This window comes from Aliiroseovarius sp. PrR006 (genome assembly GCF_010500215.1).
GTDB lineage: Bacteria > Pseudomonadota > Alphaproteobacteria > Rhodobacterales > Rhodobacteraceae > Aliiroseovarius.
Window position 1 is genome coordinate 259,300 of sequence record NZ_JAAGOY010000004.1, and the last position, 25,518, is coordinate 284,817.

The 25,518-nt window shown below is 59.7% G+C and carries 24 protein-coding genes and 2 tRNA genes; 8 read left to right on the forward strand and 18 right to left on the reverse strand.

The window, feature by feature from the left end; all coding sequences use genetic code 11:
* Positions 1–87 precede the first annotated feature (87 nt).
* Together G0Q00_RS01330 and G0Q00_RS01335 are read left to right on the forward strand one after the other, a co-directional pair.
* The gene (locus tag G0Q00_RS01330; RefSeq protein WP_163035668.1) at positions 88–1,560 is read left to right on the forward strand and encodes a leucyl aminopeptidase; all 1,473 of its coding nucleotides are present in this window, start codon (positions 88–90) and stop codon (positions 1,558–1,560) included.
* A gap of 4 nt (positions 1,561–1,564) precedes the next feature.
* Positions 1,565–2,086 (forward strand): DNA polymerase III subunit chi, encoded by a 522-nt coding sequence (locus tag G0Q00_RS01335; protein WP_163035669.1) that lies wholly within the window; start codon positions 1,565–1,567, stop codon positions 2,084–2,086.
* Between the two features lie 3 nt (positions 2,087–2,089).
* Here G0Q00_RS01335 and G0Q00_RS01340 read toward each other — a convergent pair whose 3' ends face one another.
* Genes G0Q00_RS01340 through G0Q00_RS01350 form a run of 3 tightly spaced genes read right to left on the reverse strand, consistent with a single transcriptional unit; the run spans position 2,090 to position 5,205 of the window.
* Complete coding sequence (locus tag G0Q00_RS01340; protein ID WP_163035671.1) at positions 2,090–2,671, reverse strand: TIGR02281 family clan AA aspartic protease; 582 nt, start codon at positions 2,669–2,671, stop codon at positions 2,090–2,092.
* A gap of 54 nt (positions 2,672–2,725) precedes the next feature.
* Positions 2,726–3,346: a MarC family protein gene (locus G0Q00_RS01345; protein ID WP_163035673.1), complete on the reverse strand. Its 621-nt coding sequence runs from the start codon at positions 3,344–3,346 to the stop codon at positions 2,726–2,728.
* A 2-nt stretch (positions 3,347–3,348) separates the two neighbouring features.
* The gene (locus tag G0Q00_RS01350; protein ID WP_163035675.1) at positions 3,349–5,205 is read right to left on the reverse strand and encodes an ABC-F family ATP-binding cassette domain-containing protein; all 1,857 of its coding nucleotides are present in this window, start codon (positions 5,203–5,205) and stop codon (positions 3,349–3,351) included.
* 132 nt (positions 5,206–5,337) lie between these two features.
* Between G0Q00_RS01350 and ndk the strand changes: the two genes are divergently transcribed.
* Positions 5,338–5,760 carry a nucleoside-diphosphate kinase gene (gene ndk, locus G0Q00_RS01355; RefSeq protein ID WP_108856499.1) on the forward strand — a complete coding sequence of 141 codons (423 nt, stop codon included), beginning with the start codon at positions 5,338–5,340 and terminating at the stop codon, positions 5,758–5,760.
* Positions 5,761–5,818: 58 nt separating this feature from the next.
* On the opposite strand, the gene G0Q00_RS01360 is transcribed toward ndk, so the two are convergent.
* The 9 genes from G0Q00_RS01360 to G0Q00_RS01400 form a co-directional block, all read right to left on the reverse strand.
* A complete protein-coding gene (locus G0Q00_RS01360) occupies positions 5,819–6,013 on the reverse strand; it encodes a hypothetical protein (RefSeq protein ID WP_163035677.1) in 195 nt (64 codons plus the stop codon).
* 423 nt (positions 6,014–6,436) lie between these two features.
* Positions 6,437–6,772 (reverse strand): TfoX/Sxy family DNA transformation protein, encoded by a 336-nt coding sequence (locus G0Q00_RS01365; protein WP_163035679.1) that lies wholly within the window; start codon positions 6,770–6,772, stop codon positions 6,437–6,439.
* Positions 6,773–6,844: 72 nt separating this feature from the next.
* Positions 6,845–6,994, reverse strand: coding sequence for a hypothetical protein (locus tag G0Q00_RS01370; RefSeq protein WP_163035681.1), 150 nt, complete (start codon positions 6,992–6,994; stop codon positions 6,845–6,847).
* A 249-nt stretch (positions 6,995–7,243) separates the two neighbouring features.
* Complete coding sequence (locus G0Q00_RS01375) at positions 7,244–11,035, reverse strand: translocation/assembly module TamB domain-containing protein (RefSeq protein WP_163035683.1); 3,792 nt, start codon at positions 11,033–11,035, stop codon at positions 7,244–7,246.
* On the reverse strand, positions 11,035–12,843 hold the full coding sequence (locus tag G0Q00_RS01380) for an autotransporter assembly complex family protein (RefSeq protein WP_239058294.1): 1,809 nt from the start codon (positions 12,841–12,843) through the stop codon (positions 11,035–11,037). Before G0Q00_RS01380 ends, G0Q00_RS01375 begins: the two co-directional genes overlap by 1 nt.
* A gap of 119 nt (positions 12,844–12,962) precedes the next feature.
* Positions 12,963–13,733: an Asp/Glu racemase gene (locus tag G0Q00_RS01385; protein WP_239058295.1), complete on the reverse strand. Its 771-nt coding sequence runs from the start codon at positions 13,731–13,733 to the stop codon at positions 12,963–12,965.
* Positions 13,734–13,740: 7 nt separating this feature from the next.
* Positions 13,741–14,916: a Xaa-Pro peptidase family protein gene (locus tag G0Q00_RS01390; RefSeq protein ID WP_163035685.1), complete on the reverse strand. Its 1,176-nt coding sequence runs from the start codon at positions 14,914–14,916 to the stop codon at positions 13,741–13,743.
* Positions 14,909–16,102: a diaminopropionate ammonia-lyase gene (locus tag G0Q00_RS01395; protein WP_163035687.1), complete on the reverse strand. Its 1,194-nt coding sequence runs from the start codon at positions 16,100–16,102 to the stop codon at positions 14,909–14,911. Before G0Q00_RS01395 ends, G0Q00_RS01390 begins: the two co-directional genes overlap by 8 nt.
* 2 nt (positions 16,103–16,104) lie before the next feature.
* Positions 16,105–17,220, reverse strand: coding sequence for an amidohydrolase (locus G0Q00_RS01400; protein ID WP_163038223.1), 1,116 nt, complete (start codon positions 17,218–17,220; stop codon positions 16,105–16,107).
* 140 nt (positions 17,221–17,360) lie between these two features.
* Between G0Q00_RS01400 and G0Q00_RS01405 the strand changes: the two genes are divergently transcribed.
* Positions 17,361–17,810 carry an Lrp/AsnC family transcriptional regulator gene (locus G0Q00_RS01405; protein ID WP_163035689.1) on the forward strand — a complete coding sequence of 150 codons (450 nt, stop codon included), beginning with the start codon at positions 17,361–17,363 and terminating at the stop codon, positions 17,808–17,810.
* Positions 17,811–17,933: 123 nt separating this feature from the next.
* Here G0Q00_RS01405 and G0Q00_RS01410 read toward each other — a convergent pair.
* Together G0Q00_RS01410 and G0Q00_RS01415 are read right to left on the reverse strand one after the other, a co-directional pair.
* Positions 17,934–18,008: transfer RNA gene (locus G0Q00_RS01410), tRNA-Asn, on the reverse strand.
* 48 nt (positions 18,009–18,056) lie between these two features.
* Positions 18,057–18,983, reverse strand: coding sequence for an MBL fold metallo-hydrolase (locus tag G0Q00_RS01415; protein WP_163035691.1), 927 nt, complete (start codon positions 18,981–18,983; stop codon positions 18,057–18,059).
* An 84-nt stretch (positions 18,984–19,067) separates the two neighbouring features.
* Here G0Q00_RS01415 and G0Q00_RS01420 point away from each other — a divergent pair, with 84 nt between their 5' ends.
* Positions 19,068–20,420: an ATP-binding protein gene (locus G0Q00_RS01420; RefSeq protein WP_239058296.1), complete on the forward strand. Its 1,353-nt coding sequence runs from the start codon at positions 19,068–19,070 to the stop codon at positions 20,418–20,420.
* Positions 20,421–20,489: 69 nt separating this feature from the next.
* Positions 20,490–21,239 (forward strand): class II aldolase and adducin N-terminal domain-containing protein, encoded by a 750-nt coding sequence (locus tag G0Q00_RS01425; protein ID WP_163035693.1) that lies wholly within the window; start codon positions 20,490–20,492, stop codon positions 21,237–21,239.
* Positions 21,240–21,380: 141 nt separating this feature from the next.
* On the opposite strand, the gene G0Q00_RS01430 is transcribed toward G0Q00_RS01425, so the two are convergent.
* The 4 genes from G0Q00_RS01430 to G0Q00_RS01445 all read right to left on the reverse strand — a co-directional run bounded on the left by G0Q00_RS01430 (position 21,381) and on the right by G0Q00_RS01445 (position 23,707).
* Positions 21,381–22,004, reverse strand: coding sequence for a class I SAM-dependent methyltransferase (locus G0Q00_RS01430; protein ID WP_163035695.1), 624 nt, complete (start codon positions 22,002–22,004; stop codon positions 21,381–21,383).
* Positions 22,005–22,013: 9 nt separating this feature from the next.
* A complete protein-coding gene (gene pssA, locus G0Q00_RS01435; protein WP_163035697.1) occupies positions 22,014–22,760 on the reverse strand; it encodes a CDP-diacylglycerol--serine O-phosphatidyltransferase in 747 nt (248 codons plus the stop codon).
* A gap of 9 nt (positions 22,761–22,769) precedes the next feature.
* On the reverse strand, positions 22,770–23,444 hold the full coding sequence (locus tag G0Q00_RS01440) for a phosphatidylserine decarboxylase (protein ID WP_163035699.1): 675 nt from the start codon (positions 23,442–23,444) through the stop codon (positions 22,770–22,772).
* 186 nt (positions 23,445–23,630) lie between these two features.
* A tRNA-Ile gene (locus G0Q00_RS01445) sits at positions 23,631–23,707 on the reverse strand.
* Positions 23,708–23,842: 135 nt separating this feature from the next.
* On the opposite strand from G0Q00_RS01445, the gene purM reads away from it, so the two are divergent.
* Positions 23,843–24,892 carry a phosphoribosylformylglycinamidine cyclo-ligase gene (gene purM / locus G0Q00_RS01450; RefSeq protein ID WP_163035701.1) on the forward strand — a complete coding sequence of 350 codons (1,050 nt, stop codon included), beginning with the start codon at positions 23,843–23,845 and terminating at the stop codon, positions 24,890–24,892.
* Complete coding sequence (purN, locus tag G0Q00_RS01455; protein ID WP_370458514.1) at positions 24,889–25,494, forward strand: phosphoribosylglycinamide formyltransferase; 606 nt, start codon at positions 24,889–24,891, stop codon at positions 25,492–25,494. The genes purM and purN overlap by 4 nt, the downstream gene beginning before the upstream one ends.
* The last annotated feature ends 24 nt before the right edge of the window (positions 25,495–25,518 follow it).

Here is a 25,518-nt window from a genome sequence, read left to right on the forward strand (position 1 = left end):
ATCAGACCCGCGGGGAAAACTGCTATCTGGTCAAACCTGCGACGGGGGGCTACCAATGGCAGAAACCTGCCAAATAAAGGACCCGCCATGACCGCTCCGATCCTTCCGAGTTTTACCGAGATTAACCTTGATACGATCGGTGCCCATAAGGGCCGCGTCACTGTGGTTTTGTCCGAACCCGGCAAGCTGCATCCGGCCGCGCGCCGTGTGAATAAGCTGATGCGCGGGGCGCTTGCGCGGTTCACCCAAAGCGACGCCTTCGGGAAAATGAAGGACGGCGACGCACAGGATTTGGCGTGGCCCGTCGGGATGGAGGCCGAGGCCGTTCAGGTCATTCGCCTGTCTCCGCGTGCAGATGAAAACACCGCACGGAAGGCGGGTGGAAAAATTGGGAAAGCCCTTTTGGGCAAGGATGTTCTGGTTCTGGCAGGCGCGTTGAAATATGCCGACGAACTGGCACTTGGGGCCAGCCTTCGCGCCTACGCGTTTGACGATCACCAGACCAATGACGATGCGCCCGAGGGTGGCAGCCTGTCGGTCATGGTCTCGAAGCCCGAAATCTTCGCGGCGGCGGCTGATACCGTCAAAGCCTTGGCCGAAGGTGTCTTCTTCACTCGCGATCTGGTGAACGAGCCCGCCAACGTCCTGACCACCACCGAATTTGCAGCCCGTCTGGATGCCCTGAAAGATCTGGGTGTCACTGTGAAGGTGCTGGACGAACCCGAGCTGGAAGCCCTTGGAATGCGCGCGCTTCTGGGTGTGGGGCAGGGGTCGGAAAGCCCGTCGAAGATCGTCATCATGGAATGGCTGAAGGGCGAAAAGGGCGCAGCCCCACTGGCGCTGGTCGGCAAGGGCGTTGTCTTTGATACCGGCGGTATCAGCCTGAAACCCGGCGCGGGCATGGAAGACATGACGATGGATATGGGCGGAGCTGGTACCGTTTCGGGCGTCATGAAAACGCTGGCGCTGCGCGGCGCGAAGGCCAATGTGGTCGGGCTTGTCGGGCTGGTTGAAAACATGCCAGACGGACGGGCGCAACGCCCCGGCGACATCGTGACCTCGATGAAAGGCACCACGATTGAGGTGATCAACACTGACGCGGAAGGCCGCTTGGTTCTGTGCGACGTGATGTGGCATGCGCAGGAAGAATACAAACCCGCCGCGATGGTCGATCTGGCCACCTTGACCGGCGCGGTCATCATCGGCTTGGGTCATGAAAACACGGGCGTTTTCTCGAATGACGATGCGTTCTGCAACAAGTTCCTGAAGGCTGCCGACGACGAGGGTGAGGGTGCGTGGCGGATGCCGATGGGACCGGGTTATGACAAGCTGATCAAGTCGCATAAGGCCGACATCAAGAACGTGGGCGGGCGGGCAGCGGGTTCCGTCACCGCAGCGCAGTTTCTGGGCCGTTTTGTGAAAGAGGATCAGCCTTGGATCCATCTGGACATCGCGGGCACCGCCCAGCTGTCCGGCGAAAGCCCGTTGGCACCCAAAGGTGCCACCGGTTGGGGCGTTTTGGCCCTGAACCGCCTGGTGAAAGACCAGTTCGAAGGCTAAGCGCATGACCGAGACTGCAGGGACCGGCGACAATGGAACAGAAGGCACCGCGCAAGGCGAGGTCTTCTTCTATCACCTGACCCGGTCCCCGCTGGAAGCCGCTCTGCCCATGTTGCTTGAGCGCAGCTTGCAAGCGGGCTGGCGCGTCTGTGTGCGCGGCCCCAATGCTGCACGGCTGAACTGGCTGGACGAGCGGCTGTGGCAGCACCCGGAAGATGGATTTCTACCGCACGGGCAGGCGGGCGGTCCGCAGGATGCACACCAACCGATCCTGTTAACGACTGCTCCCGACAGCCCAAATGGTGCGCAGGCGTTGATGGCCATCGATGGCGCCGAGATTTCCGAGGAGGACATGCGCGGACACACGCGGGTCTTCGTCGTGTTCGACGGGAATGACCCCGACGCGGTGGCGCACGCGCGTACGCAGTGGATGGCGGTGAAAAATGCTGGCGTCACGGCGAAATACTGGAGCCAAGAGAGCGGCCGGTGGGAGATGAAAGCCTCGACCGCGCCCGAAGACGCCTAACCCCTAGCGCGTCAGGACCAGTTGGTTGCGGCTAATCTCGATCTTTTCAAACCGTTGCAGATAGTCATTGCCCAGAAGCGAACGGGGCATCTCGCCTTCGTTCACCCAGACCTCGACCCCGAAATCCTGAACGCCCAGAAGCTCGACCTTGGCGATGCGGGCAGGGGCCGTGCGGACCTCGCCATTGGCGCTCATCGCGCGGCCATAGAAGCGCAAGGCGTTCATTTCGATCCCAATACGGGCCGCATCTTCTTTGGTCAGAACGATGTTACTTGCGCCAGTATCCACAATGAAATCAACCGGTTGTCCGTTCATCTTCAAGGTCACATAGAAGTGTCCGTCGAAGGCGCGCGGTAACACGATTTCGCCCGTGTCCTGAATAACGCCTTGGCGCGGAGAGATGTCGTCGCGAATGTCATTCCACAATCCGACCCCGGCTAGCACGCCCACGAATATCAGCGCCCAGATCAGAGCGTGTCGTAGGTTCTGCCCCAGATTGGCGCGGCTTTCCGCCACGAAATAGCCGCCCACGGCTGTCAACAGCAGGGCGAGATAGGCAAGTCTGGCGATGTCGTCTCCGGTCATAGTTCCGATATAGGAACGCTGGGGTGGAATGTCACCGGGTCAGCATGCCGCGCGTTATCCCATAAGCCCGAAATCGCGCAGTCCTTCCAGAACGAACTGTACTGCCAGTGCAGCCAACAACATGCCCAGAAGGCGGGTGACCACCTTAATGCCGGTCTCGCGCAACAGGCGTTCCAGCAGAGGGGCCGCGTTGAACAGGACAAAGGCAATAACAAGAACCAGCGACATCACAACCAGCGCCAACCCGACACCTGCCAGCCCGTCTCCTTGGCCTGCCAGCAGGATCACCGTGGCGATCGAACCGGGGCCGGCGATGAGTGGCATGGCCAGAGGAAAGACGGACGGGTCATCGTCGCTTTCAGTCTCTTCTGACTGATCCTTACGCCGCTGGGTGCGCCGCTCAAAGAGCATGTCCAATGCGGTCAGAAGCAAGAGGATCCCGCCCGCAATCCGGAAGGCGGGCATTGAAATGCCAAGGAACCCCAAGACGCTTTCGCCAAGGAAGGCAAACAACGTCAGTAATACGCCCGCAATGATACAGGCGCGAATGGCGACGGCCCGGCGTTTGGCCGCGCTCATCCCCTGTGTCAGCGCCATGAACAAGGGCGAGATTCCGATGGGGTCCATCACCACGAATAGGGTCACAAAGGACGGGACGAATAGATCAAGATCCATCTTTAAGCCTCTGCTTTTTCAAGCTTATCTTGCGCGCTCATCCAAAGGTCTTCGGCCTTGTCCATGGCCTCCATCACCTCGGCATATTTCTTTTGCCACACCCCAAGATCCCCGGCACGCGTGTCCTCATAAAGTTCCGGGTCGGCGAGTTTGGTGGCAAGCTTGTCGCGCATTTCCTCAATCTTTGCCATACGCGCTTCGCATTTGCGCACCTCGGCCCGCAGGGCCAATATCTGATCGCGACTTGGCCGTTTTGGCTTAGGTTTTGCGGCAGCTTTCTTGTCGGTCTTCTTGGCCGTGTCCGGCGCCAACAACATCTTGCGATAGGCCTGCAGGTCTTCCTCGTACGGCGCGACGTGACCGTTTTTCACCAGCCAAAGGCGATCCGCGACCATCGACAGCAAGTGCATGTCGTGGCTGACCAGAATGACCGCGCCGCTATAGGCGGTCAGCGCTTCGACCAGCGCCTCACGGCTTTCAATGTCCAAGTGGTTGGTGGGTTCGTCGAGGATCAGCAGATGCGGAGCGGGCAGAGTGGCCAAGAGCAGAGACAAACGCGCTTTCTGACCGCCAGACAGGCGCCCAACTTCAGTGTCCGCCTGATCCGGGCCAAGGCCGAACCCCGCCAGACGAGCCCGCAGCTTTGCTTGCCCTTCCGAAGCGCGTTCGCGCATCAGGTGCTGCAGAGGTGTTTCATCGACGTAAAGCTCGTCCACCTGATGCTGCGCAAAGAACCCGATGCGCAGCTTGCTTGAGGACACCATGTTGCCTTCCATCAGGTCCAAACGACCCGACAGCAGTTTCGACAGCGTGGATTTCCCTTCGCCGTTGCGTCCAAGCAGCGCGATGCGGTCGTCTTGGTCAATGCGCAGGTTCAGATTGCGCAGAACGACGGTTTCGCCATAGCCCACCGCCGCCTTTTCCGTGGCGATAATTGGGGGCGAAAGCTCTTCGGGCTTGGGGAAGGTAAAGACGGTGCGCGCGGCATCTTCGGGCGCGCGGATGGTTTCCATCCGCTCCAGCGCTTTCACGCGCGACTGCGCCTGTTTCGCCTTCGACGCCTTGGCCTTAAAGCGGTCCACAAAGGCCTGCAAATGCGCCCGTTGTGCGTCTTGTTTCTTGGCTGCCGATGCCTGCAAAGCCCGCTTCTGCGCGCGCTGTTTGGCAAACATGTCATAGGTGCCGGTGTAGTAAATCAGCCCCTTGTCTTCGAGGTGCAGAATGCCCCCGACCGAGCGGTTCAACAGCTCGCGGTCGTGCGAGACGATCAGCACCGTATGGGGATATTTGACCAGATAGGCCTCGAGCCACAACGCGCCTTCCAGATCCAGATAGTTGGTCGGTTCGTCCAGCAGCAACAAGTCTGGTTCGGAAAACAGCACGGCTGCAAGCGCCACGCGCATCCGCCACCCGCCCGAGAACGCCGAGCAGGGCATTTGCTGTTCGTCATGTGTAAACCCAAGACCTTTCAGGATCGACGCCGCCCGCGCCTCGGCCGACCATGCGTCGATGTCAGACAGGCGGGTCTGGACCTCGGCGATGCGGGTCGGGTCGGTGGCGGTCTCGGCTTCGGCCATCAAGGCCTCGCGTTCCGTATCCGCGCGCAAGACCGTGTCGATCAAAGACACCTCGTTACCGGGCACTTCTTGGCTGACCCCACCGATCTTCCAGCCTTTTGGAAGCGAGACCGTTCCGGTGTCCAACACCATCTCGCCGCGAATGATCTTGAACAACGTCGTTTTGCCCGAGCCATTGCGCCCAACAAGGCCCACTTTGTGACCCGTCGGAATGGTCACCGAGGCGTTTTCGACCAAGGTGCGACCAGAGATGGAATATGTGATGTCTGATATTTTAAGCATGACCCCATGTGCCTGACCCGCGCCAGCCCGTCAATCGCCGCTTTTCAAAATGACGATCCCATGTTACGGGGGCGCAAATCACATACGCATCGGGGCAGGGGTCCCGTTGCCTTAAACGTAAAAGGGACCATCATGGCTATCCAACGCACATTCTCGATCATCAAACCCGATGCAACCAAACGTAACCTGACCGGCCAAATCGCCGCCAAGTTCGAAGAAGCTGGCCTGCGCATCGTTGCGTCCAAGCGCATCCAACTGACTCTGGCCCAAGCTCAGCAGTTCTACGGTGTACACGCTGAACGCCCCTTCTTTGGCGAACTGTGTGAGTTCATGATCTCCGAGCCGATCGTTGTTCAGGTTCTGGAAGGCGAAGACGCCATCGCGAAAAACCGCGAAGTAATGGGCGCAACCAACCCGGCAGAAGCCGCAGAAGGCACCATCCGTAAAGAGTTCGCCCTGTCGATCGGCGAAAACTCGGTCCACGGTTCGGACGCTCCGGAAACCGCCGCAGAAGAAATCGCATTCTTCTTCTCGGGTCTGGAACTGGTTGGCTAAGCCACTTTTCTAGAAAACGAAAAGGCCGCTCGGGGAAACCCGGGCGGCTTTTTTTGATTCATTTCCGAAGGGCCGCGACATCCTCTGGGGTCGGATGACTCCAAAGGCCCCATGCCATGACGATATCGACCTTGTCTCCGTTGATATCCGTCGCGGTAATCTGAGCACTTGAGCGTGTGTAGTTATAGTCCTCTTCGGGCACATCAACGTCGCCGCGAAACAGCGGCGCGCCATCCTTTGTCACGCATTCCATGTTACCTTTTCCCGATTTGTCAGGCTGTGCAAACATGGTGGCCCGGCAACTCCATCCAAGCCGAGAGTTGGTCATAACGATATCGGAGCGCCCGTTTTCTCGGCTAAAGGCGTAACCGGACACGGCAATTTTTCGTGCATCTGGCAGAAACACCACGGCGGTGGCCAAGAACTGATAGCGTATCTCCCCTGGGGCGTGGGCCACCAGATTTCGGGCCTCTTCGACGCTAAGGGTAGGCGCTTGATGATAGGGGGACGTGCAGGCGGTAAGCGTTGCGACTGCAGCGAGGGTCAGAGCCAATCGGCGCATTATTGAAATCCAGATTCTAATTATGATTGAAATGTGTTCTGTTTTCGTGATGGGTGCAAGTTCGATCTGTGCACCACCATCAGTCCGCGTCTGTACGACCATGTAGAGCAGAACCTATCTGGCAGCACGGATACCAATCTCATCCAAAATAGCTTCCATCTTGTCTTTCGGAGGCTTGTTCGCAGTGGCCTCGGCTTTCAACGCATCAAACCGTGTGCGCAAGACGTCTTTTTCCTTGCCCTTGCAGTCGTTCCACGGGCGGCCCTGAAGGCCCATGACCATGGCGTAATAGGCGATGAAATGGGGGCGGGAGCCTGTGGCCAGAAGGCGGCGATAGGCTTCGTCCGGGCCGAGGGTGCGCAGCTCTTCGGCCGTATGGATGCCTGCGCGGGCATAGACCGCGTCTGAGGCCTCTCCGAGATTGCGAATGGATGATACAGGATCGCTCATGTGCCGAGGCTACTCGGTGCAGTCAAAATCTTAAACCCGTATCACGCGCGGATCTGTGTCACTCCTGACAATTCAGATACTCGCCCAATCGGTAAATAGAATCGTCGGTTCTTTCGGCTCGTCCGTGCGGGTGCGATCCCGCTTGGGCGGTGCCTTGACATGCACGTAACGCGTGCCGCCAGACGGTGGTTTATGCTTTTCTTCGGTTTTTTCCCTAGCCATATCCTTGCTCCGCTACTCATTAGACGCGCCACGAATTGGACGCTCAAGTTTCCCCACAGGAGCCTTTCGGCCTTCACATGTTAACATATCGCCGCGCAATAATCGTAAAAATTTGAACACAAATTGTTTCCAAAGTGAAAAGGTGTGGCCGCGGTGCGACATCTGCGCGGCGGGCGAAAAACACGGCGCAGCCATGGGGTGGAGTACTGGGAGGCTCCGCAACTCTCAGATAAAGCGGCAAAATATAAGTTAGTAGTCGCGTTCGAAGTAAACGCCCACACCCGTTTCACCATCAGACCCCAAACTGCCGCGTGCGGTCAGGGATGGGGATAGGGTCAGGTTCAAATTGACTTCGGCTTTTCCATCTGCGCCGACCGTGACGTCAGTATAGATGTTTTCCGAGATGTATTTGCCCGCCCGAACCGAGGCTGCCCCCGTTTCATCCGTGGTCACGTCCAGATCGTCCAGCGCGAAGCTGCCGCGTAGACGTCCCAGCACACCTTCGCCCCCTTTGCCGGCCAATGTGCGCACTGCCGCGGCCAGTCGCAGCGCCTGAATGGCTGAAATCTGGGTGATGTCTTTCCCGAACAGAAGCCGGGCGAGCACCTCGTCTTCAGGCAATTCGGGGGAAGAGGTGAAGCTGATCTCTGGTTCAGAGACCGGGCCTGTCACGCCAATCCTGATGTTTGTATCTTCGGCTTGGGCCTCTGCCAGAAATTGTAGGTAAGCATTGAAGTCGCCTTGCAGGCTGACGTCGCCTTCGGTCAGGGTCAGGCGCTTACCCAGCATGTCCAAACGTCCGCGGATCAGGGTGAACTCGCCTTGAGGAATGACCTCCGCGCTGGTGCCTGTCACACGCAGGGAACCGCCCAGTTCCGCGTCCAGACCCCGCCCACGGACAAAGACCTGCCCCGGCGCGTTCAGTGTGATGTCCAGAGGATAGGGACTCCCGGTGGTCGTGGTGCTTGGTTCCACGATAAGCCCCGCGAACTGCCGCGTCTGACGCACCGCTGCCGGTTCCCCCACATGTTTCAGACCCTCCATCACGGGCAGGGCGCCCGGGGTGGTTTCGGGCACGCGTAACTCGGTGCGTCCCAAGTCGATCTCGGCGCGCAGTGTGGCGCCACCTTGCAGAGGTCCACGCAGATCTGCGTTGCCGTTTACCGTGGTCTCAAACAGAGCACCGTCCGTCAGGCGTAGTTGATCCAGAAGGATTGACAGATCCGCTTGCAACGGCGCTGCCAGCCCGATCGTTCCGCGTGTGATAATCTGACCGCCCGCTGCGACCGAGCTTTGGATGTCCAGCGTGGCGGTCCCGCCCGCCAGGCTGACGCGCCCTGTGGTGATGTCGACGGCTTGTTTCAGGCGCGGCAGAGCCACACGCGCGTCTTGCGTGGTGAGCGTGCCAGTGAGCGTGCCAGTGAGCGAGGCTAGGTCCAGTGGGCCACGAAGGGCAAGGTTATAGTTGACGATGCCCGTGGCCAGACGGGGGCGGATCATCGGATTGGCCAATGCCAGAGGCGCGGCACCGGACAGGGTCAGGTCGGCGCGTGCGCCATCTGCGCTGACCGTGCCGTCGATGTGACCGTTTACACCTGCAGGTCCAGTAGCATTCATCGCGACGCGCCAGCTATCTCCTGTCAGTTCCGCACTGCCCCGTGCTTCGGCAGGGCCCGAGATGCCGTCTGCGATTAGGCCAAGGTCAGCAAGACGCGATTGGAACGTGATGTGTGTCCCGCCATCTCTCGGCGCTCCTTCCGCGGTCAAAGACAGCGCGTCGCTGCGTAGGGTTAGATAATCCAGAAGCACGGGGGCATCGCCCGCCCGCCGGGCGGCAATTGTCAGGGTGCTGGCACCACGCAAGAGCGCATCTACCTGTGCAATTCCGGTGCCAAGGGATACTGCGGTGGCGTCCAGAGTCAGGGTGAAGTCACCGTTTTCGGGACGCATCATGCCGTCCGCGTCAAAACGCAGACCGCCAGACAGGGGGCGCTGTGCCAGTCCGCTATAGGGGGCCAGCTGCGCGATATCTCCGCGCAACGTGCCGTCGATCTGATCCGCGACACCGTCGATAAAGCGAACAAGGGTCGTGCCGTTCAGCGTCGCCTCACCCGGACCGGTGAAATCCGTCTGAACCCGCCAATCCGTACCTATTTGTAGCAAGGATGCCGTCATATGGGCAGGGCCGCTGAGCTTCGGATCGACGCCGCTGGCATCGGGTAGGAACAGCGAGATGTCCGCAGTCGATTCACGGGTCTTCAGATCCGCTGAGGCTGTTAGCTGCACCTTCTCAGTTTGCAACTCCAAGGCATCGATCCGGGTGCCAGATGTGTCACGTACAGCGCGCACTGCCAGAGTGCTTTCCCCGCCGATGACTGCGTCCAGTTGCGGTTGATTTACGCCCAGGTCCATACCACGCCCATTCAGGTGCAGATCAAACGCACCGCCCAGAAGGTTGCTTTCTCCGGTCAGTTTAAGCGTCACGCGCCCTGAAAAGGGCGTGCTTGCAAGGCCTGAAAAACGTGAAAGATCTGCAGCGGTCAGGTGCAACATATCGCTGCGCGCGACGATGCCGTCAGCAAAGTCCGACAGGGTCAGGCCGCCCGTCAGGTCATAATCTTCACCCGCCAGTTTCAGGTTCGAGATCGCCAGAACGTTATCGCTTTGCCAGTTGAGCTGCAGCGCGCCGTTCAGATCTGCCCCGATAGCTGCGGCCAACTCCGGGCTTTTCGGCTGAATGGAATTGGCGACGAGCCGCACAGCGCCGTCGATGAGCGGGGCAGTTCCGTTCCCGCCTGCGCGCATCTGCCCCGATCCGGTCAAGGTGGCAGCGTCAATTCTCAGGTCGTCTTGCGAAAAGTCCGCTAGGTCGGCGCGCGCGGTCCAGAGGTCTCCGGTGGTGACGTCATAGGCGACGATTATATTGGCGGAGGACACCAGTGTGCGCGGGCCGGACAGGGGTAGGCGGACGTGCGTGCCGTTAGGTGACGCGATGCGCCCGGTTAAAGCGATGCGCTCGGGCCACCCATCCGGGGCAAGTTTCAAATTGCCCGTAACCTCCAATGAGTTGGATTGCATCGACAGCGTGTCAATGCGGGTCGATCCATCTGATAGCTGAGACGCGCGCGCGCTGACATCAACCGCATCTCCGAAAAAACCTTTGAAATCGGGATGGAGCAGGGGCGAGATGTCGCCGGACAGATCCAAGGCATATTGGCGGTCGAATGCGGGTGTAACGTCCTGCGCCGAGGCAACTGGGCTTTCGGTTAGGCGGACATTGCCGGTTAGCCTGTTCTGGCCTTCTGTCGCCAGCGCGATCTGGGCGTCGAAATCCGACAGAGGGCCCGCGCCATCTACGTTCAAATCAAGGGCAGGCTGGCCGGGAATGCCCAGCAAAGTTGCCGCCATCCCGCCCGCACTCTCCTGAAGTGACACAAGCAGCGACAGGATGCGGTTGGTGTTGTCATAGCTGCCTTTCAGCGCCAACGCACCTGTCGGTCCGTCCAGCCGGGTGATGGTCAGATCGGCATTTCCGGCGCCCGCTTCCAACGCGGCAGAGCCCTGAAGCGAGATTTCGGCGGCTTGCCCAATCACCTCTTCCCCAAGATGGACCCGCGCGGCCCGGATCGAGCCGATGTTCAGCGAGACGGGCAGCTCGGGCAAGGCAAAGCCCGTCGCTTCGGGGGCGGGCAGGCTGGGGTCCGGGATCGGACGGCGAGACAGCGTGATTTCTTCTGCCTCAAGCGCGTCGATCTTCACGTTTCCGGTCAACAGCGCGCTTCGGGTCCATGTCAAGGTCAGGTCGCGCAGGCTGAGCCAGATCCCTTCGCTATCCGCGACGGTGATCTCGTCCACCGTGGCTTCCGAGCTGAAGGCACCTTGAAATCCGATGATTTTGATCTCGCGCCCGGTGTCGGACAGAGTGTCTTCCAGCAAGGCCTGAAGATAGCCGCGATCATCTTGAGACGCTGTCTGTGACAGGGCCGCAAGGGGTAGAGTAAGCACCGCGATCATCGGCAGAAGAAAATGAAGGATCCGCATCAGAACGCCTGCCCTATCCCAAGATAGACTTGCACGCCGTCGCCGGTATCTCCGGAAATCGGTCCGGCCACGTCCAGACGCAGCGGCCCGATCGGCGTCTTATAGCGCAGCCCAAGCCCGGCGCCCGCGTGCCAATCGCCGTCGCCGCCGAACAGGCTGTCATCGCTGACGTGACCTGCATCGGCAAAGGCCACCACGCCGATGGTGTCAGTGATGGACGCGCGCAGCTCGGTCGACAGGGCCAGATAGGATCGCCCACCGCGCAGTCCGCTCATGCCTTCAGGAATGCCTAAGGATTGATAGGGCTGTCCGCGGACCGAGTTACCACCGCCCGAGAAAAACAAGTACTCCGGCGGGATGTCTTGCACATCGTCGGAATAGACCGTGCCCGCCTGCACCCGGCCCGCCAGCACAAAGCGGTCGCCCGCACCCAACCCGCGATAGGCACGGGCATCAGCGAATGCACGCGCCCCGCTGCCGCCGCCATTGAGGGAAAGGAACGGTGCCACCTCGGCGCGCAGGAAGGTGCCGGATGTGGCATCCAGAAGGTCATTGCGGCGATCCCAGGTTAGGCCGATTGGGAGGGTCAATTGGAAAAAGTCACGATCTCCGAAAACGTCGGTGATGTCGGAGTAATGCAGCCCGACGGCAATCTCGCCGGACAAAGTGTCCGAGAAGATCCGCGTCATCCCGGCACCCAGATCAATGCTGCGCGAGATATAAGCGGGCTCATCCTCGTAGGCGGCATTGACATAGCCGAAGGCGGTTGTGTCGGGACCGAACGTCGCGGGCTGTTCCAGCCGCGCGCCGAGGCGATAGTCCGTGCCGCTGTTCTGACCCGCGATACCGGTGATTTCACCCTCGACGCGGAAGCGTTCCGCGCCGCCAAAGAGGTTCCGGTGCATCCAATAGGCGGACAGGCCGATGCCCTCGAGCGACGACAGTTCCGCGCCAAATCCGAAGCGACGCGGCTTTTCGTCGGCCAAGGCAAGCCCCACGTCCAAGGTGTCATCCGAGTTCAGGCGTTCAGCCTCGGTCACAGAGACTGATGAAAATGCGCCGGTGCGGCGCAGACGATTGACCACCTTGTCCAGCGCTTCTGGCGAATAGGTTTGGCCGGTTGGAAACCCGGCAATTCGGGCGATCCGTTCGGCCCGCACGGCGCTGTCCGTCGTCTGGGTCATACGGCCGAACCGGGCCTTCGGGCCGGGCGAGAACTGCAGATCCGCCGACAGGGTGTGGTCTCGGTGATCTGCCGTGAGGCTCTGACGGGTCAGATCGGCCTTGGGGTGGCCTGCTTGTCGCCACGCCAGATGGGCCGCATCCGCAGCAGCTTGGATTTGCGTGCTTTCTGCACGTTCGCCAGAGCGAAACCCGTCTGGTAGCTTGGTGCCGGGGGGCACGGGAGCCACCCGTGCCGTGCCAAAGGTGAACGGGGCACCGGGATCCACGGTGATTTCAATCGCACTGATCTGGGCTGGCAGGTTGAACACGGGAATGCGCCCGGCCTCGCGCCCGTCCACGCGGATGCGAATGACGCCGCCATAATACCCGTTGGCATAAAGCACTTCCGTCAGGCGCCCATATTCGGCCAGTGCGGCGGCCATCACGTCGCGGGGGTCGGCCTCGCCATCGTCTTTGGCGGTTTGCACAAGAGAGGCGGCTTTGAGGGTCCGTTCCAGGTCACTATCGCCGCCAAGAACCGTGATCTGGACCGTGTCGAGCGCCAATGCAGATTGCCCCAAAATCGTCAGCGCGACGGGAAGGCAGATCCGTCGCCACAGCGGCGCGAAAGTCAACGTTCTCAAACCCAGTTCCCTTGTGAGCAGCACAATATCCCCAATGGCCAAAGCCTAGCCCGTCGCAGGGCGAAGCACCACCGGAAACACGGGGTCGGCAGCTTTTCGCTGTGCACGCGGTGGGGGGCTCAGGTGGATAGCTGCGTACCGAACAGGCGGCAGATATCGGGCAGCTCGTCTGTGATCCCGGCAAGACGCAGCATGTGCCACACAAGCGCCGTGTTGCTGGACAGGACCGGGATGCCAAGCTCGGCTTCGAGGCGCGGGATGATGTTCAGGCAGCGCAGATTAGTGCAGGAAATCACCAAGGCGTCGCAGGGGGTGTCCGCGGGTGCGGACGCAAAAACCTGATGTGCAGCATGATGAATGGCGTCTTCGGTGATCCGCGCGACCACGCGATCATCACCTTCTTCGAATGATCCACCGGCAGTAATGTGAAAGCCTGCATCCTCGAGCTTTTCACGCATCTTCAGGGACACATCCGGGATGTAAGGCGTTATGAAGCCAAGATTTTTTGCGCCCAAGGATGTGCTTGCAGCGATCAGTGCGGCAAGAGGGTCCGTCACTTTCGCCCCGGGGCGCACACTTTGGATCGCTGCCGCGACCTTGTCTGACCCAATCACGGTCGAGGCCGAGGTGCAGCCATACCCGATCACGTCGAAGTCTAATGACGATGGAAACAATGTTGCCGAGGCCGGCATGTCATCCAGCATCCGCGCCAGTGTGTCTGCGCGTATCTCGCTGACCATCGGGATCCGGCTGTGATAGCGCGCGACGCCCTCAAAATCCGCCATGCGGGCGAACTCGGCCTCTAGCGTTTCGTCGGTTTCCAGAACGATCATGCCCAGATTGGCGCGCGTTCCGATCCCGTCGTCCGTGTCAAACTCAAGCTTCAGCATAGGGTCCTCAGATCACCGGCAATTCGGGTGCGGCGCGGGTGGTCAACAGCTTCGCGCCCTCCGCCCGCACCACGATGTTTTCCTCGTGTACCATGATGCGCCCATCGCCATAGGAAAGCGAGGGTTCCAGCGTTAGCACCATGTTTTCCTCGATCACCGTGTCATCAAATGCGGCGTGCGAGGGCCATTCGGTCAACTGCATACCCAGCCCGTGTCCAAGTCGCCCGACATCACCGCCTTGATCGTCCAGCTCGGCAATCACGGATTGCATGGTTTGGAACAGCTCGCGGCAGGTGGTGCCGGGGCGGGCGGCTGCGATCCCGGCTTCGGTCGCGCGCCAGAGCACATCATAGGCGCGGCGCGAGGCATCGTCCGCTTGTCCAACGGCCCAGTTTCGGTCGAAGTCACAGTAATACCCGTCCCACGTGGCACCGGTGTCCAGCATGAAGATGTCCCCGCGCCGCAATGGCCGGGGTGAGGGCGGCGAAATCACGTCGTGATAGCCACCTTGATCAGCACCGCCGACCAGATAAGGCACATCATCGGCACCCTGCGCCAGCGCCTCGCGGCGGAATTGGCGGAACAGGTTTTCGAAGGGCATGCCTTCCTGCGCGATTTTCGGCACCGCATCGAATGTGCGCGAGCCGATGGCGCAGATATGCGCGAGCTTCTCGATCTCGGCGTCGGATTTGACCATGCGTAGGGCGCGGACAAGACCAGTGGCATCCTCGACCTTCAGGCCGGGCAAGGCGGTCATCAGCCGCTCATAGTCGCCCAGTGGCATGCGCAGGCTGGTTTCATGTCCCTTCAGCACTCCTAAACGGGCACCAGATGCGGACAACGGGGACAGAAGCTCAATCAGCAGGCTGATCCCGTCATCTTCCGGGGCAGGGGCGCTCCACGTGCGGATATCGTCGATCCATGTCTGACGCATCAGTTCCGCGCCGATTTCCGGGATGATCGCGATGGGTTTGCCTTGGGCCGGAACGTACAGAAACCACGGGCGTGTGGGACTTTGCCAGAACAGCGTGTGAAAGCCACTGAAATAGCGGACTTCGGGTTCGGTCAGCAAAAGCAGCCCGTCCAGACCCTGCTGTGCCATCAGGGCCTGCACTTTTTCGCTGCGTGTGGCGAACTCGGCCTCGGGAAAGCCCCGCGCGGGGGCGTGTTGTGCCTTAGACATGGTCAGCCCCGGCCATGATCGCGTCAAAGATCGCCGGATCGGTCACACCTTCGGATCCGATCAGCAACACGCGCGAGGTTGCGTCCAGCCCCAGTGTGTTGGACAGCGCCGAACTCTGACGGGCCGCAATCACCGCGGCCAGCCCGGCCACGGCGCTTTCCCCAGCCTCGACCACTTCGTCCCCGGTTTCTGCATTGGCCAACAGGCGCACGGTGGGGGCCACGATGCTGTCGGGAATGGTCAGAAAGTCTGCTGCCTCTTCCGACAGGATTTCCCATGCCATTTCCGAGGGTTCGCCGCAGGACAGCCCTGCCATGATGGTTTCTTCTTCGATCGCGAAGGTGGTGGCTTTGCCCGCTTTTGCGCTGTCAAACAGACACGCCGCCAAATCGGGTTCGACGATGACCACACGGGGCGAGGCGTCCTTATAGAACTGCCGCAAGCCCGCCGCGACCGAAGCCGCAAGCCCGCCCACGCCGCCTTGCAGGAACACATGGGTGGGCGCGTCTGCTAGGGTTTCGCAGACCTCTCGGGTCATCACGCCATAGCCGGCCATCACGTCGCGGGGTGGCTCGGTATAGCCCTCCCACGAGGTGTCGGAGACGACGAACCAGCCGTTTTCATCGGCTTCGGTTTTCGCCAAAAGGACGGACGCATCGTAATCACCGTCGATGCGGATCACCTCGGCGCCCAGATCGCGCATGGCTTCCGCGCGGCCCTCGCTGACTTCGGCATGGATGTAGATGCGGCAAGGCGCGCCGAACCGTTGACAACCCCACGCCAAAGACCGCCCGTGGTTGCCATCGGTGGCCGACACCAGCGTGATCTGGCCACACGCGTCACGGTGCTCGCCATTGCGGATTTCTTCCAAGCTCACGTCTCGGCCCAATTGTGCGCTCAACTCGCGCTGCAACACACGTAGCGCCGCGTAGGAACCACCAAGCGCCTTGAAGCTGCCCAGCCCGAACCGCGGGCCTTCGTGTTTATAGTCGATCCGCGCCACGCCCAGCGCATCAGCCAACCCGGCCAGAGACACCAGCGGCGTGGCGTCATAGCCGTCCCATGCCATGATCTCATTACAGGCGTTTGCGAAATCCTGTTCGGACAGAACGCGAAACGCAGCTTTAGATGGGCCAGGGGAACCTGCCGTGTGGTGCAGGGTCGCCGTGCTGAAAATATCCTTCATGATCAGTCCTTTCGAGGGGGCAGGCGGTCCTGCACAAGTTGGGTCCAGAACGCGGCCCCGATGGGCAACAGCGCGTCGTTGAAGTCATAGTCCGAGGCATGCAGGGGTTGGCCATGCGCACCTTCAGTGCCGTTGCCTAGAAGCAGGAAGCAGCCCGGAACAGCCGCTGCGAAATGGGCGAAATCTTCCGAGAAGCTCATTGGTTGACGGTCAGGGATGACGTCGCACCCGGCGGCTTTGGCCGCGCGACACACGGCCTCTGTCGGGCCGTCGGCATTGATGGTTTCGATGAACTCGGTCTGGAACTGGACTGTCGCCGTCACCCCATGTGCAGCCGCCACACCATCAGTGATCTGGCGCATGAAGCGCTCGACGGCCAGACGATCCGCGGGCGCGCGGGCGCGGACATCGCCTTTCAACACCGCCTGACCCGGCAATACATTACGCTGCCCGTCAGTCACGAATTCCGTTACCGAGACCACGACGCCCGCCCCCGGTGCCAGCTTGCGCGCCACGATGGTTTGCAGGGCCGTGACCAGTTCGGCCCCGACTGTGATCGCATCCACACCGACCTGAGGCATCGAGGCATGGCCGCCCTGACCGTGGATGGTGATCTCGAACAAGCTTTCGCTGCTACAGATCAAACCGGGCCGGGTCGAGATCTGACCCACCGGCGCACCGGGCAGGTTGTGAATGGCAAAGACCTCATCCACCGGGAACTGCTTCAGAACACCCTCGTCAATCATCGCCTGCGCACCCAGCCCGTGTTCCTCGTTCGGTTGGAACAGGAAGACGACGGTGCCGTCGAACTCGGCATCTTTCGTCAGCCGCTCAGCCGCCCCCAACAGCATGGTCATGTGCCCGTCATGTCCGCAGGCATGCATTACGCCAGCCGTCTCGGACGGGTAGTCATGAGTGCTGGTTTCCAAGATCGGAAGCGCATCCATATCGGCGCGTAGCCCGATGGCGCGGTTGCCCGTGCCCTTGCGCAAGACACCGACAACACCAACACCTTCATGCACCTCGATCCCGAGGCTGCGCAGATGCTCTGCCACCCGCGCCTTGGTGTGTTCTTCCTGAAAGCCCAATTCCGGTCGGCGGTGAAACTGTCGCCGCATCTGGGTCAAATGATCCACGCAATCCTCCCATTTGTCTTGAGGGTATCCTAGCGGGTCTGGAAGGGCTGTATACGTCTTAGTTTTTCGAAAGCTGTCTGAAATTGATTGCATAAAACGCCAATTACGATGATTTTCAGATCATGGATGACAAGGACCTTCATATTCTGCGGCTGGTGCAAGAGAATGCTCGCCTGACCGCCGAAACCCTCAGCGAACGCGTCGGCCTGTCCCCAGCTGCCGTCCAGAAGCGTTTGAAAAAGCTGAAAGAAACCGGTGTGATCGAGCGCGAAATCGCTGTGCTTTCGCCAAAAAAACTTGATCGGGATCTGACCGTAATCGTCGAGGTCATACTAGAACGCGAGAATCGCCAGCAGCTTGAGGAATTCAAGAAGAGGATGCGCACCGCACCGTCGGTGCAGCAATGCTATTACACCACGGGCGAGGCGGATTTCCTGCTGATCCTGTCGGTGCGCGATATCAAGGAATACGAGGCCTTTACCCAAGAGCATTTCTTTGACGCGTCCAATATCAGCCGGTTCAAAACCTCAATTGTCATGGACCGGGTGAAAACATCTTTGGATGTGCTTTAGAGGATACGGGCACATAATTCCCGCAATAACGGGGGACCGATCAACTTCCCGGTATAAGCTCTTATTTCTTACTGTCCTAGAAACCAAAAAAGCCCTTAAGGCTTTGACCTTAAGGGCTTTCTATGGCTCCGGCGGTAGGGATCGAACCTACGACCAATTGATTAACAGTCAACTGCTCTACCGCTGAGCTACGCCGGAACATGGGGGGCTTATAGCCAGCGCGATTCAGGGCCGCAAGAGGCGAAATTACTTTTTTTCGCCCTTCATTCGAAAAATTGCGTTGGCCTCTAATTGGGGGGTGGCGGTGACGATTTCGCGGGTGGCCAGATCGATCAAGTGGGCAAAGACATTACGCTCGGCGGCGGGGATCAGGGCGTTGGGTGTTTCGGTATAGATTTCGCGGGTCAGGGCGGGGACGGTGGCGTCTTTCAGGCGGGTCAGGGTGGCCATAATCTCGGCCTCGCGGGTCAGGCGGTGGTTGATCAACCAGTTTAGACGCTCGGCGGGGGTGTCGATTCTGTCGCCATGTGCGGGATAGTAAACGCGGTCCTGGCGGGCGGCGAGCTTGCGGCAGGAGGCCATGAACGCGGTCAGGTCGCCATCGGGGGGGGAGACCAGTGAGCTGGCCCAAGCCATGATGTGATCCCCCGTGAAAACAACGTCTTGGGTTGCAAAGCTGATATGATTGGCAAAATGGCCGGGGGTCCAGATCGTTTCGACTTGCAGCCCGCCTGCCGAGAACACCTCGCCATCCGACAGGGCTATGTCACAGGTAAAGCTGGCATCCACACCTTCGCCTCCGGACGACAATCCACGGGCCACAAGGTCGTGCATGACCGCGCTTCGGCCAGCCATGGCGTCGCCGAATGCAATGACTGGGGCACCGGTGGCATCAGACAGGGGCCGGGCGAGCGGAGAGTGGTCCAGATGGGCATGGGTCACAAGGATCTGCGCGATCCGTTCGCCGGGCTTTAAGCCATCCAGAATGGCCTGCATATGTGTGGCGTCCGCGGGGCCCGGATCGATCAACGCAACGTCGCCTTCGCCCAGAACAAAAGTGTTGGTGCCCCAATATGTCATGGGCGATGGATTGGGCGCGATGATCCGGCGGATACCGGGCTCCATCTGCTGCATGATACCTGCGGCTGGGCGCGTTTCGGGATCGGATACCATCAGCTGTCCTTTCTCTGTGTTTTCACCTTCCTGACGTTGCACCCTTCGCTTGGCAAGCGCGTCGCCGCGTCATAGGGTCGGGCCATGTCGCAGACGAACCGCACCCAAGGCGCCAATTGGCGTGATTTCGCATGGCTGAAGCAGTTCATGCCACGCGGGCTGTATGGGCGGGCAGCGTTGATTCTGATCGTGCCGATCGTCGCGCTGCAATTGGTGGTGTCGGTCGTGTTCATTCAGCGTCATTTTAATCGGATTACCGTCCAGATGACCGAGGCAGTGGTGGCCGAGGTGTCGTTGATTGTCAGTCAGGTCAACGCGTCCGAAACCGTTGATCAGGCGCTTTCAGAAGCCAATAAAATAGCCGGACCGCTGAATACACGGGTCGCGCTGCCTGCCGATCCCATAGATACACAGCGGCGGTTTTCCGATTTTACCGGGTTGCGGGTTGAACGCACGTTGGAACAAGGATTGCTGGGTCTGGTCGGAGTGGACCTGATCAGCGACCGTTCGGTGGTGACACTGGCGACTGACACGAATTTTGGCATTTTGCGAGTTGTGCTGGACCGGGACCGTGTCTCGGCGACGAACCCGCATCAATTGCTGGTGTTGATGGTGGTCACCGGGTTCCTGATGACCCTGATCGCTTACACGTTTTTGCGAAATCAGCTGCGACCGATCCGCCGTTTGGCGCGCGCGGCTGAAGCCTTCGGGAAAGGGCAGGTGCTGCCCTACCGTTTGGCAGGCGCAACCGAGGTGCGTGCGGCGGGTAAAGCCTTTTTGGATATGCGATCCCGCATTGATCGCCAGATTGAACAGCGCACCCTGATGTTGTCCGGGGTGAGCCATGATTTGCGAACGCCTCTGACGCGGTTACGCCTTGGGCTCTCGATGCTCGAGGACGAGGCGCGCGAGGATCTTGAGCGGGATGTGGATGACATGGAGCGTCTGGTCGATGGTTTTCTGGGATTCGCGCGGGCGGATGCGCTTGAGGATGCGCCCGAGCAGGTGGACCCTGTCGAACTGATACATCACCTGGCAGAGAATGCGCAGCGTGCGGGGATGGATGTCACGCTGGGCGAGGTGGCAGATCCCGGCGAGCGCCCGCTCAGGCGCGCCTCGCTGGAGCGGGCGTTGGACAATTTGCTGGGAAATGCCACACGCTATGGAATGCGCGCGCGCCTGTCTTTGCTGCAGGGCCGGGGGGATTTGCGGTTTGTTGTCGAAGATGATGGGCCGGGTATTGCGGTTGAAGACCGCGAAGAGGCGTTGAAACCCTTCGCGCGTCTGGACAAATCCCGCAATCAGAACAAGGGATCCGGCGTGGGCTTGGGGCTGTCCATCGCCAGCGACATTGCGCGCGGACATGGCGGGCATTTGCGCTTGGGCGAAAGTGCTGATCTGGGTGGTTTGAAGGTCGAACTGGTTTTGCCGCTTTAAGCTGGTCGCAAATAGGCTCGACACGGCGCGAATTGACCTGTCTTCTGGACCAAATCGAAAGGAGCCCCCATGACCGCCACTACTCCCAATATTTCGCACTGGAATGAACGTGTTGATATGGCGGCGGCGTTTCGCTGGACCGCACGCCTGAATATGCACGAGGGCGTGGCGAACCATTTCAGCCTTGCGGTGAACGACAGCGGTACGAAGTTTCTGATGAACCCGAACCAGATGCATTTCGCGCGGATCCGGGCTTCGGACCTGCTCGAGATCGACGCGGATGATCCCAGCACGATGGACCGCCCGGATGCGCCGGACCCGACCGCGTGGGGTCTGCATGGCGGCGTCCATCGCCACTGCCCACACGCGCGTTGCGTGATGCATGTGCACTCGATCCACGCGACGGTTCTGGCGTCCTTGGCCGACAGCAACCTGCCGCCCATCGATCAGAACTGCGCGACCTTCTACAACCGCTATGTGATTGACGACGGCTATGGCGGACTTGCGTTCGAGGACGAGGGCGCGCGCTGTGCCGCGCTTCTGACCGACCCCAAGGTGAAGGTCATGATCATGGGTAATCACGGCGTTCTGGTGATCGGAGACAGCGTCGCGGACACGTTCAACCGGCTCTACTATTTCGAGCGTGCCGCCGAGACCTATATCCGCGCCCTGCAAACCGGCCAGCCCTTGCGGGTGCTGTCAGACGAGATCGCGGAAAAGACAGCGCAGGAACTTGAGACTTACCCCGAACAGGGGGATCGCCATATGGCCGAACTGAAGGCCATCTTGGATGACGAGGGCTGTAGCTATGCGTCGTGAGCGAGGCTGCATCGGCTATGTACGCTGTCAAAGGAGGTCAACGGGGAGTTGGCACGCGTAAGATCATCGCGGGCGAAACCACCCTCGAATTGCTACATCTGAAGCGCTACGAAACGCAACGAATACGGCCGCGGCGCTAAGTTATTCGGTCGCCGCTTTCTGAAGGACCAAAAAGGTCATCATCCCCAGAGGCGGGAGAGACCTTTGTTCTTCGAGTGTCAGGGTTTCTTCGTGCAACACTGTCTCGATCTCGAAGTCCGAGTGCCAGCCGATGGTGTTTGCGAATGGCGCAATGAGTCGTTCCAGTGACGCTATGGCCCCTTTGCTTCGTTGAAAATGATTGGTTATCACGATTTTGCCGCCCGGTTTGCATACGCGCGCGATCTCGGCCATTACCTTTTCCGGCTCTGGTACGACAGACAATACATGCATCGCTGCAATCGTATCAAAGTGGTTGTCCGGAAAATCGAGCTCGCGTGCATCCATCTGACGCAACTCTTTAACTTGGCCGAGCCCCAAGGCCTGCACCTTGTCGCGGGCTTTTTGAAGCATCTCTTCGCTGAAATCGATCCCGGTCACCTTCATCGCGGGGCTGTAGTGCGCAAGCGATAGGCCGGTGCCCACACCCACTTCAAGGATGTTTCCGCCCCGGTTGTTGATGTAGTCCACCGCGCGCCTTCTACCAGCGTTGGTGATGGCTCCGAATGTCTTGTCATAAACGGGGGCCCAGCGGGCATAGGATGCTTGAACAGCTTTGATGTCCATGTCAGATCCTTATCGATTTGGCAGAAAATCTTTTTCAAGCCACGCCCATATGACCATCGCAACATAACCGAGGCACAGCACGATCAGTGTGACCCAAGCGAAGGTCAGAAGCGCTGCCCCTGCAATGGCGACTCCGACCAGAAAGTATTTCACATTCCCTCGTGAAATCTTGGTGGTTTTGAATGACCAAGTTGGAATACGGCTGATGAGAAGAAGGCCAATGAAGGCCATGTAGATGCAGATCGCAATGGCGTTCGGCAAAGGCGCATCTGTAAACGCAAAAGACAGATACATTGGCAACATGACCAGCAACGCACCTGCCGGTGCTGGTACGCCTTGAAAATAAGAGCTCTCAAGTGTTGCGTCTTCGGATTTGCTGCCGACGTTAAAGCGGGCCAGCCGTATGACGCAACAAGCCGAGAATACCAGCACGAAAATCCAGCCTGCACTGGGAAATTCCTGCAATCCCCAGAAGTAGATTATGAGAGGCGGTGCTACTCCGAAATTCAGGAAATCAGCAAGTGAATCAAGTTCCGCGCCCATTTTGCTGTCGGAACCAAGAAGCCGCGCAATCCGCCCGTCCAGCCCATCCAGAATACAGGCTGCCATCACAAGCTGCACTGCGAGGGTATAGTTGCCTTGAACGCCAAATTTGATGGATGTCAAACCGGCGCAGATCGCTGTTATGGTTAGTACATTTGGTAACAGCTGAAGAAGCGAGAGCTCTTTTTCCTTTTTGTCGAGAGGGTCCGCCATCAATCTGATTTACCGGTCATCCGACAAATTAAGTTCCGCCAGAACGGTTTCACCTGCGATCATCGTTTGCCCAACGCGGACCAGCGGCTCCACATCGTCTGGCAAATAAACATCAAGCCGTGACCCGAACCGGATTAACCCAAATCTCTCGGCGGTCTGCATCCTGTCTCCCGGCTTCACAAAGCAGACAATGCGCCGTGCCACGAGGCCGGCAATCTGTACCACCGCAAGATCCTGACCGTTTGCCATCCGGATGCGCAGGCTGTTTCGTTCATTGTCTGCGCTGGCTTTGTCCAGCGAAGCATTGAAGAACTTACCAGGGCGATAGGCGATTGCAGTAATCTCACCTTCGATGGGCGTTCGATTTACATGGCAGTTAAATACACTCATGAACACGCTCACGCGGGTAAGCGGCGCATCTGGCATCCCAAGTTCCTGAGGTGGAACAGCTTGTTCGATCAGAGAGACAATGCCATCAGCTGGACTGACGATCAGGCCTTCTTTCTCCGGCGGTATGCGCTCGGGATCGCGAAAGAAGTAATAGCACCAGATTGTAAGACCCACACCGATCCAACCCATCAGGTTAGAAATCAGGAACAGGACAACTGTGATGGCGGCAAAAATGGCGACAAACTTGAAGCCTTCAGGATGCATTGGTTTAATGAACGTATCACGCATTCGCATCGCAGTATTTCCCAAAGGACAATCGACGACACGTTCATAAACGGATTACACCTAAAGGCAAGTGCGTGGAGTGGGTATTGTTCAGATACCGGTTGCTTGGGGCTCTAACCTGCCAACAGCAGCTATGTGCGGCCGATGTGGCATCAGCAAATCCCTAGGAGTTTTCAAAACAAAATATTGGGAAACTGGTAGGCCCGGCAGGACTTGAACCCGCAACCAAAGCGTTATGAGCGCTCTGCTCTAACCAATTGAGCTACAGGCCCACTGTTACTCTTGGTGGCGCCATTGCTAGCAAACTGGTCGGTGGGGTCAAGCAAGCCGTAGACTCTTTCTGCCCCTTACGCTATCGCAGGCGCAGAAAATTTGCCGCGCGACCACAGCCACCATGGGGGACAGACATGAGCGACGCATCCAAGGGCATCACATACGCAGACGCAGGCGTGGATATCGACGCGGGCAACGCGCTGGTTGAGCGCATCAAGCCAGCAGCCAAACGCACCAACCGTCCGGGCGTCATGGCCGGGCTTGGCGGCTTCGGCGCGCTGTTTGATCTGAAGGGCGCGGGCTTCAAGGATCCGGTTCTGGTCTCGGCCACCGATGGCGTGGGCACCAAGCTGCGCATCGCGATTGACACCGGTAACGTGGACACGATCGGCATCGATCTTGTGGCCATGTGCGTGAACGACCTTGTGTGTCAGGGCGCGGAGCCTCTGTTCTTCCTCGATTATTTCGCGACGGGCCGTTTGGAAACGGACAAGGCCGCACGGATCATCGAAGGCATCGCCAAGGGCTGTGAGCTGTCGGGCTGTGCGCTGATCGGTGGCGAAACCGCTGAAATGCCGGGCATGTACGAAGACGGTGATTTTGATCTGGCTGGATTCTCGGTTGGCGCGATGGAGCGTGGCACAGACCTGCCCAAAGGTGTCAAAGACGGTGATATTCTGCTGGGATTGGCCTCGGATGGTGTGCATTCGAATGGCTATTCGCTGGTTCGTAAACTGGTCGAGGTCTCGGGTCTTGGCTGGAACGCAGACTGCCCGTGGGATGCCGACATCTCGCTCGGTGAAGCTCTGTTGGCGCCGACTCGCCTGTACGTTCGTCAGGCGCTGGAAGCGGTGCGGGCAGGAGGCGTGCATGCGCTGGCCCACATTACCGGCGGTGGCCTGACCGAAAACCTGCCGCGCGTTCTGCCCGAAGGGCTGGGTGCTCTGGTCGATCTGGACGCATGGGACCTGCCGCCCGTCTTCAAATGGCTGGCCGAAACCGGACAGATGTCCGAAGCCGAAATGCTGAAGACCTTCAACTCGGGCCAGGGCATGGTGCTGGTGGTTGACGCGCAGGCCGCGCAGTCGCTGACCGATCTGCTGACCAAAGCAGGCGAGACCGTGACCCAGCTGGGCCGTATTCAGACGGGCGAAGGCGTCAGCTATCTGGGATCGCTCGCGTGAGCGACGCCGCCAAGAAACGGGTCGCCATCCTGATTTCAGGCGGCGGCTCGAACATGGTGACGCTGGCAGACTCCATGACTGGCGATCACCCGGGACGTCCCTGCCTTGTGCTGTCCAATGTGCCGGACGCGGGCGGCTTGGCCAAGGCAAAGGCGATGGGTATTCCCACCGCCGTCGTGGATCACCGCGACTTCAAAGGCGACCGCGAAGGGTTTGAGGCGGCTCTGAATGCCGTGTTGGACGCTGCCAATCCCGACATCATCTGTCTGGCTGGCTTCATGCGCATCCTAACGGAAGGCTTTACGGGTCATTGGGCCGGACGCTGCCTGAACATCCACCCCTCGCTTTTGCCGAAGTACAAGGGCCTGCACACCCACCAGCGTGCGCTGGATGCGGGTGACGCCGAGGCTGGGTGTTCCGTGCACGAGGTCACAGCGGAACTGGATGGTGGCCCGATCCTTGGACAGGCACGTGTGCCGGTCGAAGCGGGCGACACGGCGGACACGCTGGCCGCGCGGGTTCTGGTGCAAGAACACAAGCTGTACCCAGCCGTCTTGCGCCGCTTTGCGGAAGGGGACAAAACCCCGATCCTGCTGCCCTAAAGCCGCAGTCCTACGGCATCTTTG

What these genes read in the sequence shown, in the direction of transcription:
- G0Q00_RS01350 (WP_163035675.1), bottom strand. Translation starts at nt 5,205, where the DNA reads ATGCTTAAAATATCAGACATCACATATTCCATCTCTGGTCGCACCTTG.
- G0Q00_RS01385 (WP_239058295.1), bottom strand. Translation starts at nt 13,733, where the DNA reads ATGCTGAAGCTTGAGTTTGACACGGACGACGGGATCGGAACGCGCGCC.
- G0Q00_RS01405 (WP_163035689.1), top strand. Translation starts at nt 17,361, where the DNA reads ATGGATGACAAGGACCTTCATATTCTGCGGCTGGTGCAAGAGAATGCT.
- G0Q00_RS01440 (WP_163035699.1), bottom strand. Translation starts at nt 23,444, where the DNA reads ATGCGAATGCGTGATACGTTCATTAAACCAATGCATCCTGAAGGCTTC.
- G0Q00_RS01345 (WP_163035673.1), bottom strand. Translation starts at nt 3,346, where the DNA reads ATGGATCTTGATCTATTCGTCCCGTCCTTTGTGACCCTATTCGTGGTG.
- G0Q00_RS01365 (WP_163035679.1), bottom strand. Translation starts at nt 6,772, where the DNA reads ATGAGCGATCCTGTATCATCCATTCGCAATCTCGGAGAGGCCTCAGAC.
- G0Q00_RS01330 (WP_163035668.1), top strand. Translation starts at nt 88, where the DNA reads ATGACCGCTCCGATCCTTCCGAGTTTTACCGAGATTAACCTTGATACG.
- G0Q00_RS01415 (WP_163035691.1), bottom strand. Translation starts at nt 18,983, where the DNA reads ATGGTATCCGATCCCGAAACGCGCCCAGCCGCAGGTATCATGCAGCAG.
- G0Q00_RS01400 (WP_163038223.1), bottom strand. Translation starts at nt 17,220, where the DNA reads ATGCGGCGACAGTTTCACCGCCGACCGGAATTGGGCTTTCAGGAAGAA.
- G0Q00_RS01360 (WP_163035677.1), bottom strand. Translation starts at nt 6,013, where the DNA reads ATGGAATGCGTGACAAAGGATGGCGCGCCGCTGTTTCGCGGCGACGTT.
- ndk (WP_108856499.1), top strand. Translation starts at nt 5,338, where the DNA reads ATGGCTATCCAACGCACATTCTCGATCATCAAACCCGATGCAACCAAA.
- G0Q00_RS01395 (WP_163035687.1), bottom strand. Translation starts at nt 16,102, where the DNA reads ATGAAGGATATTTTCAGCACGGCGACCCTGCACCACACGGCAGGTTCC.
- G0Q00_RS01375 (WP_163035683.1), bottom strand. Translation starts at nt 11,035, where the DNA reads ATGCGGATCCTTCATTTTCTTCTGCCGATGATCGCGGTGCTTACTCTA.
- G0Q00_RS01340 (WP_163035671.1), bottom strand. Translation starts at nt 2,671, where the DNA reads ATGACCGGAGACGACATCGCCAGACTTGCCTATCTCGCCCTGCTGTTG.
- G0Q00_RS01420 (WP_239058296.1), top strand. Translation starts at nt 19,068, where the DNA reads ATGTCGCAGACGAACCGCACCCAAGGCGCCAATTGGCGTGATTTCGCA.
- pssA (WP_163035697.1), bottom strand. Translation starts at nt 22,760, where the DNA reads ATGGCGGACCCTCTCGACAAAAAGGAAAAAGAGCTCTCGCTTCTTCAG.
- G0Q00_RS01425 (WP_163035693.1), top strand. Translation starts at nt 20,490, where the DNA reads ATGACCGCCACTACTCCCAATATTTCGCACTGGAATGAACGTGTTGAT.
- G0Q00_RS01370 (WP_163035681.1), bottom strand. Translation starts at nt 6,994, where the DNA reads ATGGCTAGGGAAAAAACCGAAGAAAAGCATAAACCACCGTCTGGCGGC.
- G0Q00_RS01335 (WP_163035669.1), top strand. Translation starts at nt 1,565, where the DNA reads ATGACCGAGACTGCAGGGACCGGCGACAATGGAACAGAAGGCACCGCG.
- purM (WP_163035701.1), top strand. Translation starts at nt 23,843, where the DNA reads ATGAGCGACGCATCCAAGGGCATCACATACGCAGACGCAGGCGTGGAT.
- G0Q00_RS01430 (WP_163035695.1), bottom strand. Translation starts at nt 22,004, where the DNA reads ATGGACATCAAAGCTGTTCAAGCATCCTATGCCCGCTGGGCCCCCGTT.
- G0Q00_RS01390 (WP_163035685.1), bottom strand. Translation starts at nt 14,916, where the DNA reads ATGTCTAAGGCACAACACGCCCCCGCGCGGGGCTTTCCCGAGGCCGAG.